Origin of the sequence: Xenorhabdus bharatensis, from assembly GCF_037996705.1 — a bacterium.
GTDB classification, from domain to species: Bacteria; Pseudomonadota; Gammaproteobacteria; order Enterobacterales; family Enterobacteriaceae; genus Xenorhabdus; species Xenorhabdus bharatensis.
On record NZ_JBBMXG010000025.1, the window covers coordinates 43,031 to 49,219 of the forward strand.

Consider the following 6,189-nt stretch of genomic DNA (forward strand, 5'->3'; position numbering starts at 1 on the left):
TCTATGTACAACACGAAAGCACTACGTCAGGAACAAACAGAGAAAGCACAACGAGTGATCCGCCATGATGTGCTTCCGGCTTCTTTTATCCCGGAATTCATTGCAGGGGCTGACGTAGGGTTTGAAGAAAACGGCACGGTAACCCGTGCCGCCATCGCTGTTTTACATTATCCCTCTCTTGAGCTGGCAGAATACCAAATCGCGAGAATGGCGACTGTACTTCCCTATATTCCCGGTTTACTCTCATTTCGTGAATATCCGGCATTGCTTGAAGCATGGGGCAAGTTAAACTTACGTCCTGATTTAGTGATGGTTGATGGTCAGGGGATAGCTCACCCAAGGCGTTTTGGCATTGCCAGCCACTTTGGTTTGTTGGTGGATGTTCCGACAATTGGGGTAGCTAAAAGTCGCCTGTGTGGTGAACATGCTCCTGTCGGAGAAGTAGTGGGAAGTCGTCAGCCACTGATCGATCATGGTGAACAGATCGGTTTGGTCTGGCGGAGCAAAAAAAGGTGTAATCCACTCTATATTTCCATTGGTCATAAGGTCAGTATTGATAGCGCCATGGGTTGGATTGAACACTGTATGAAAGGATATAGGTTACCTGAACCGACCCGTTGGGCTGATGGAATAGCCTCAAATAGAGCGTTTTTTAGGCAAACAATGCAGAAAAGTCTTTAATTGAAGCGGAAATATGTGGATATTCTTGATTTTCAGGTAAACTTCGGCGCAAATTAGGCATCATGAGTAACGACTAATGTTAAGAAACCCGATTCACCTGAGGTTGGAGAAGCTTGAAAGTTGGCAACATCTGACTTTTATGGCTAGTCTATGTGAGCGGATGTATCCGAATTATCACACGTTTTGCCATCAGACTGAGTTTGCTGATCCTGCACAATATCGCCGAATTCTTGATCTGGTGTGGGAAACATTAGTTGTCAAAGATGCAAAAGTAAATTTTGATAACCAGCTGGAAAAATTGGAAGCCATTATCCCATCAGCAGATAGCTATGATATTTATGGTGTGTATCCAGCAATTGATGCGTGTATTGCATTAGGTGAAGTCATTCATTCGCGTTTGAGTGGTTCAACGTTAGAGCATGCAATAGCCGTCAGTGAAATATCCATCCGTACTGTCGCCATGCTGGAAATGACGCAGGCTGGTCAGGAAATGACAGAGGATGAATTAAAGGCATTGCCTGCCATTGAAGAGGAATGGGATATTCAATGGGAGATTTACCGTTTATTGGCGAACTGCGAAGAACGGGACATAGAATTAATTAAAGGATTAAAGGCTGATCTCCGTGAGTGCGGAGTCAGCAATATCGGCATAAATTTAGAGCAATAAGTTATAAAACGTGACTTAGTGCTTGATTTGCCGGATTTAAAGACTTCACATTTGCCCTCACTCTGTTCTAAATTGAGGGCGAAAAGAAGTGGCTATCGGTGCGTGTATGCAGGGGTGCTGTCAAATCGGCATATCCGTCGCACTCGATGCTTTGCAAACGATAAACACACTGTAAGGATAATCTATGAATAAGACTGAATTAGTTGATGCAATCGCAGCAGGTGCTGATCTGACCAAAACTCAGGCTAAAGCTGCTCTGGAATCAACTTTGGCTGCAATCACTGAATCTCTGAAAAGCGGTGATGCAGTGCAACTGGTTGGCTTTGGTACTTTCAAAGTTAATCATCGTGCAGAGCGTACTGGTCGTAACCCACAGACTGGTAAAGAAATCAAAATCGCAGCTGCAAACGTACCTGCTTTCTCTGCTGGTAAAGCTCTGAAAGACGCAGTTAAGTAATCGTATTGCGGAAAAAGAAAAAAGAGGGGAAGTCAACGCCCCTTTTGTTGATGATACAGGGGCTGTTAGCATTGGGGTTTATCTCATTGCTCAGCGCCTGCTCAGTCAAACCGAACGAACCCACTTTCAGTGCCAGTGGTTTCATTACCGATGGTGGCGTTATCCGCCTATGGCGTCTGAATGATCAAAACAGTAAACCTCAGGTTATCATGAGCGTTTACAGTCCTTACCAGCACAACAACACCACTGTTACTTTCTACGAATATCGTCAGGGCCATTTGTGGCAGATACGCCGCAACGTGTTTAATGATAATCCAACAGAAGAAATCCTGCGGTTCGATAAAGACGACGACATCGTTTTTATGCAACGCCAGTTTAATGGGCATCGCGAACAACTTTCCAACGATGACATCATCAGGTCATTGTTTGATGCCAGCCGAATAAAAGAAACCAGTGATGTTCTGATTGCCGGGAAGGTAAAACTGATGCAGGGGCACTGGCAGAACGGTGAAGTGACTACCTGTTCAGGGGAGAAAATATCTATTGAGTTTGACCCTCAGTCACAGGCATGGCTCGAAGAAAGAAGTAAAAACAGTTATGGCATACTCACCATTGCGTGGCTGGACTCACCAGAAGGTAAACAGTTATTGTTAGTGGCCAATGACGATTTTTGTCTTTGGGAGCCGACGAAAGATAAACTGTAAACCTGTTACTTTCGCCGACTTTTTATTACTGGCTTTTTTTCTGAATATCGTTATTTCAGACGAGCAATAGCACGGTAGCCAATGTCTTTACGATAAAAGCAGCCTTTCCAGTTAATCTTTTCTGCTCTCAGGTAAGCTTTTGTCTGAGCTTCTGCGATATTGTTCCCCAATGCCGTAACACATAAAACACGACCACCGGCAGTGATTACCTCTTTATCTTTCAAAGCCGTTCCAGCATGGAAAACTTTTTCATCAGACTGTGGTTCACTGGGTTGAGGGTTTTGATTCAGACCAGTAATGACATCACCTTTAGAATAATCAGCCGGATAACCGTTTGCCGCTAGCACGATACCCAGCGCAGAACGGCTATCCCACTCAGAGGTTTTGCCATCTAACTGACCTTTTGCACCAGCAAGACACAATTCAACTAAGTCGGAACGCAGGCGCATCATAATAGGCTGTGTTTCAGGATCACCAAAGCGGCAGTTAAATTCGATAACTTTCGGTTCACCCTGCTTATCAATCATCAAACCGGCATACAGAAAACCGACGTAAGTATTTCCTTCCGCAGCCATGCCTTTAATGGTCGGATAAATGACTTTTTCCATGACCCGCTGGTGGACTTCATCAGTGACCACGGGAGCAGGGGAATACGCGCCCATTCCACCGGTATTCGGCCCGGTATCACCATCACCTACCCGCTTATGATCTTGACTGGTTGCCATAGGAACGACGTTTTTACCATCCACCATGACAATAAAACTGGCTTCCTCTCCATCCAGAAACTCTTCAATAACAATCCGATGACCGGCATCGCCAAACGCATTACCTGCCAGCATATCTTTAACTGCACTCTGTGCTTCTTCGATTGTCATGGCGACAACGACACCTTTACCTGCCGCTAGCCCGTCGGCCTTAATGACAACCGGAGCACCTGTTTGTTCCAGATAAGCGAGTGCGGGGTCTATTTCGGTGAAATTCTGGTAAGCCGCTGTTGGAATATGATGACGAGCAAGGAAATCTTTAGTGAAGGCTTTAGACCCTTCCAATTGTGCGGCGGCTTTAGTCGGGCCAAAAATTGTCAGCCCAGCCTGCTGGAAAGCATCAACCACGCCAATCACCAGTGGTGTTTCTGGCCCTACAATCGTGAGATCAATATGATGGCTTTGAGCAAATGCCAGTAATCCCTCAATATCTGTTGCGGCAATATCCACATTTTTCAAATTCGGCTCCAGAGCTGTTCCTGCATTGCCCGGAGCGACATAAACCTGCTCTGCCAGCGGAGATTGTGCAGCTTTCCATGCAAGTGCGTGTTCCCGTCCACCACTACCGATGATTAGTATATTCATTATTATCTCTCATTATATACCCTTCGTCTTTTAAGTTGCCTCTTTGTTGGCTGTACTCGCTCACCCCAGTCACATAGTTATCTATGCTCCCGGGGATGAGTTCCCTTGCCGTCGCGATGCAACTTAAAATCCATTGGGTATAAGTGTTGGGGCTGGTTAGTGGCGGAAATGACGCATACCGGTGAAAATCATGGCAATGCCATGTTCATCAGCAGCGGCAATGACCTCATCATCGCGAATAGAACCACCCGGCTGAATCACACAAGTCACACCGACTGAAGCCGCGGCATCAATACCATCGCGGAATGGGAAAAAAGCATCAGAAGCCATCGCACACCCCTGAACTTCCAGACCTTCATCACCGGCCTTAATGCCTGCAATTTTGGCGGAGTAAACCCGGCTCATCTGGCCTGCGCCAATGCCAACAGTCATATTATCTTTGGCATAAACGATAGCATTGGATTTAACGAACTTAGCCACTTTCCAGCAAAATAAGGCATCCTGCATTTCCTGTTCTGTTGGCTGACGTTTGGAAACTACCTGCAATTCTGCTTCTGTTACCATGCCTAAATCGCGATCCTGAACCAATAAACCCCCATTAACGCGCTTGAAATCCAGACCGGCAACCGATGAATTCCATTCGCCGCATGACAGAACGCGGACATTTTGTTTGGTTGCCAGAATAGGCAATGCTTCTTTATTAATAGAAGGAGCAATAATAACTTCGACAAACTGGCGCTCAATAATGACTTTAGCGGTGTCAGCATCCAGTTCACGGTTAAACGCGATAATCCCACCAAATGCAGATGTTGGGTCGGTTTTGAATGCCCGATCATAAGCAGTACGAATATCCGTTCCGATCGCCACACCACAAGGATTAGCATGTTTGACAATGACACAAGCGGGTTCGGCGAAAGTTTTCACACATTCCAGAGCGGCATCAGTGTCTGCGATATTATTGTAGGAAAGAGCTTTGCCCTGTAATTGCGTTGCTGTAGCGACAGAGGCTTCTGTGATTTTTTCTTCTATATAGAAAGCAGCATCCTGATGGCTGTTCTCGCCATAGCGCATATCCTGCTTCTTAATAAAGTTGAGATTGAGTGTGCGCGGGAATTTTCCTGATGGTTGATCGTTATCGCCATAATAAGCCGGAACCAGTTTGCCAAAATAGTTGGCAATCATACTGTCATAAGCAGCCGTGTGCTCAAACGCTTTGATAGCTAAATCGAAACGGGTGGGTTGAGTGAGGGAATTCTGATGGTTATCCATTTCCTCAATAATCTTGTTGTAGTCCTGTGCGTTGACAACAATCGCAACATCTTTATGGTTTTTAGCCGCGGAGCGAACCATTGTCGGGCCACCAATATCAATATTCTCTACAGCATCTTCCAGAGAGCAATCCGGTTTCGCGACGGTCTGGGCAAAGGGGTAAAGATTAACGACCACCATATCAATCGGTGCAATCTGATGTTGCTCCATCACTTCATTATCCTGCCCGCGTCTGCCAAGAATGCCGCCATGTACTTTGGGATGAAGTGTTTTCACCCGGCCATCCATCATTTCAGGAAAACCAGTATAGTCGGAAACTTCAGTGACATTCAGACCTGCCTCAGCCAACAGGCGAGCAGTTCCTCCCGTTGAAAGCAGTTCAATACCACGATTAGATAAAGCCTTAGCAAATTCAACAATACCCGCTTTGTCAGAAACACTCAGCAGGGCACGACGGATAGGGCGAAGCTGTTGCATTGGTGTGATCCCTTGGATTTCATCAAACAAGAATGTGTTATTGAGAAAAATATCTGCCATTTAGGTCAGAAAAACGCCATTCCAAGAAAAAATAGCTTTTCACAATAACATTTCAAAACAAGCAGAAAAAAGCACATGGCGATTTTTTCCGCTCAGATTGTAACGCAAACGTTTGCGCGATGCTCGACAATTTTTACCAAAATATCGCTCTGTTGATAACATTGTGTGTAACTTGGTATAAAGCGGCCTTTTGCTGTGTAATGCAGCAAACGATAATTTTTTTCAAAAAAACTATTGTCAGGGCCGAAAAACTCCCTATAATGCGCCACCACTGACCGACGCTGAGCTGAACACAGCCGCTGAGGCCAGCGGAACGAAAGCGAAAATAAACGCTTGACTCCGGAGGCGAAAAGCGTAAGATACGCAGCCTCGCAACACGGAAGACACTTCCGGTTGCCATTGCTCTTTAACAACATAATCAGACAATCTGTGTGGGCACTCGCAAGACACTATCGACATGCCGAAAGGCAAAAAAAGATTAAAGTCTTGAAGAGTGACTGAACAGTTAATTCATTACGAACTAAC

Annotated in this window: 6 protein-coding genes; 4 read left to right on the plus strand and 2 right to left on the minus strand. The window is 45.5% G+C overall.

The features are described from left to right. The first annotated feature begins 3 nt into the window (after positions 1-3). The 4 genes from nfi to AAC855_RS18715 all read left to right on the plus strand — a co-directional run bounded on the left by nfi (position 4) and on the right by AAC855_RS18715 (position 2,509). Positions 4-681 carry a deoxyribonuclease V gene (nfi, locus tag AAC855_RS18700; protein WP_340611576.1) on the plus strand — a complete coding sequence of 226 codons (678 nt, stop codon included), beginning with the start codon at positions 4-6 and terminating at the stop codon, positions 679-681. Positions 682-757: 76 nt separating this feature from the next. Further along, a complete protein-coding gene (locus AAC855_RS18705) occupies positions 758-1,348 on the plus strand; it encodes a YjaG family protein (RefSeq protein ID WP_228860433.1) in 591 nt (196 codons plus the stop codon). 184 nt (positions 1,349-1,532) lie between these two features. Next, the gene (gene hupA / locus AAC855_RS18710) at positions 1,533-1,805 is read left to right on the plus strand and encodes a nucleoid-associated protein HU-alpha (RefSeq protein ID WP_099109277.1); all 273 of its coding nucleotides are present in this window, start codon (positions 1,533-1,535) and stop codon (positions 1,803-1,805) included. A gap of 50 nt (positions 1,806-1,855) precedes the next feature. Next, on the plus strand, positions 1,856-2,509 hold the full coding sequence (locus AAC855_RS18715; RefSeq protein ID WP_340611578.1) for a DUF1481 domain-containing protein: 654 nt from the start codon (positions 1,856-1,858) through the stop codon (positions 2,507-2,509). A gap of 50 nt (positions 2,510-2,559) precedes the next feature. Here AAC855_RS18715 and purD read toward each other — a convergent pair whose 3' ends face one another. Together purD and purH are read right to left on the minus strand one after the other, a co-directional pair. After that, positions 2,560-3,858 carry a phosphoribosylamine--glycine ligase gene (purD, locus tag AAC855_RS18720; RefSeq protein ID WP_340611574.1) on the minus strand — a complete coding sequence of 433 codons (1,299 nt, stop codon included), beginning with the start codon at positions 3,856-3,858 and terminating at the stop codon, positions 2,560-2,562. Positions 3,859-4,014: 156 nt separating this feature from the next. Further along, positions 4,015-5,604: a bifunctional phosphoribosylaminoimidazolecarboxamide formyltransferase/IMP cyclohydrolase gene (gene purH, locus AAC855_RS18725; RefSeq protein ID WP_340611579.1), complete on the minus strand. Its 1,590-nt coding sequence runs from the start codon at positions 5,602-5,604 to the stop codon at positions 4,015-4,017. Between the last annotated feature and the right edge of the window lie 585 nt (positions 5,605-6,189).